Origin of the sequence: Xenorhabdus sp. TS4, from assembly GCF_014467265.1 — a bacterium.
Classification (GTDB): domain Bacteria; phylum Pseudomonadota; class Gammaproteobacteria; order Enterobacterales; family Enterobacteriaceae; genus Xenorhabdus; species Xenorhabdus ehlersii.
Genome location: NZ_NKHQ01000101.1, coordinates 1 through 794, shown reverse-complemented (window position 1 = coordinate 794; position 794 = coordinate 1). Strand labels below are relative to the sequence as shown.

The window sequence follows — 794 nt, the reverse complement described above, 5'->3', positions numbered from 1 at the left end:
AACCGTAGAACGGGTGGAACGGACTAATTTAGGCAAAACTCACACACCGCGTACGACATTGAAATCCGGTGAATGGGGCAAACCGATTGGTTACTCAGTGCTAGTAGACTCCTATAGCGCAAAATTTCCTGCATCATTAGGCACTCATGGCTATTGGCATGTTATTGGAGCACGTGATACCAATGCGGGGTATGCCGGTTTTCTAGCGAGTTATGCTAACGGCCTAATTTATTACGGTCATGCCCTGGCTGCCCGCGAAAATCCAACATGGTATGCGTTATATACCACCAGTAACACCACAGTCGTTGATGGCTACCTAAAAACGGCGTCCCCCATTATCCAAATCTACCCCGACGGGAAATTTGAAACAAATGACGAATCCGAGGGTGCTATTGTCGAGCGTCTGTCCGAGGGCGTCTATCTCATCAAAAACGTGCTGGGATTTAATGCAGATGCGGCATGGGGCGGTGTTGATGGTGGGGTTGAGATACCGCTGTGCAAAAATAAATTACCGTTGATTTGGGTGGATTACAAAGTTCTGCCCGATGGCGCCATCAAATTAATGACCTACCATCGAGAGCACACCGGCGCCCCCACATTCGCCAGAAATACACGAGAGGGTTACGTTGACGGTGACCCGATTGATACCCCCGCCGGTCGGTCTATATCTGTCCGTGTCCAGATGCCAGAGAGTTCTATTTGGAATCAGCAACAACGGAAATTGACTGAGTCGGAATAAATATAGGGGCAAACTATGCCCCTGATTGTTATTCTGGCGCTTTAGGCCAGTCAAT

General features: G+C 48.9%; 1 pseudogene. It reads left to right on the top strand.

Annotation, left to right across the window (positions count from 1 at the left end):
* Positions 1–739 (top strand): annotated as a pseudogene (locus Xets_RS19385) (hypothetical protein); the annotation flags it as partial.
* Positions 740–794: the final 55 nt, after the last annotated feature.